Below are 541 nucleotides of genomic sequence, written 5' to 3'. Positions count from 1 at the left end.
GCGATCAACAACCTGTTTGACTGCTTCAGTTTTAAACTCTTCGGGATAACGCTTACCGCTCATGGGCACCTCTCTTTAAGCCATCTTAAATGACTCTGAGGTGTCTGTTAAACCCGTGGCGATTCAGGGTTATTCCGACCAGATAGCTATCATGCCAGTGGGGATCAAAGGCGTGTCCTTCGAAATGCGCCTTAATTGTCTCAATACCTGTTTCTGCATGCTGACGCAGCTCAAGCCAGTCTTTTGCCATACTGCCCTCCTCTTACCGTCAGCATTGTCACATCTTGCCTGAACTGTCTGGAAGATTTGTGCATTTTCAGCGCACAAACGGACAGATTGCCGCAAACTTAAGCAGTTGAACAGCTTTTCCCGAAATAATGTTGACGATCGCGCGCGATTGCGGTTTAATGCGCTCCGTTGCCCGGATAGCTCAGTCGGTAGAGCAGGGGATTGAAAATCCCCGTGTCCTTGGTTCGATTCCGAGTCCGGGCACCAATATTCATAAGGCCTCGCTGAAAAGCGGGGCTTTTTCCTTTCTTAG

General features: G+C 49.2%; 1 tRNA gene and 1 pseudogene. One reads left to right on the top strand and one right to left on the bottom strand.

Features of this window, described 5'->3' with window-relative positions:
* Nucleotides 1-121: 121 nt before the first annotated feature.
* A pseudogene (locus C3451_RS24225) lies at nucleotides 122-250 on the bottom strand (AraC family ligand binding domain-containing protein); the annotation flags it as partial.
* A 169-nt stretch (nucleotides 251-419) separates the two neighbouring features.
* Between C3451_RS24225 and C3451_RS24220 the strand changes: the two are divergent.
* Nucleotides 420-495, top strand: a tRNA-Phe gene (locus tag C3451_RS24220).
* Nucleotides 496-541: the final 46 nt, after the last annotated feature.

It is taken from the genome of Enterobacter sp. 301B (assembly GCF_003850715.1).
In the GTDB taxonomy this organism is placed as follows: domain Bacteria; phylum Pseudomonadota; class Gammaproteobacteria; order Enterobacterales; family Enterobacteriaceae; genus Enterobacter; species Enterobacter intestinihominis.
Note: the sequence above shows the minus strand (reverse complement) of the source record. Positions and strands in the feature narration are given on the sequence as shown.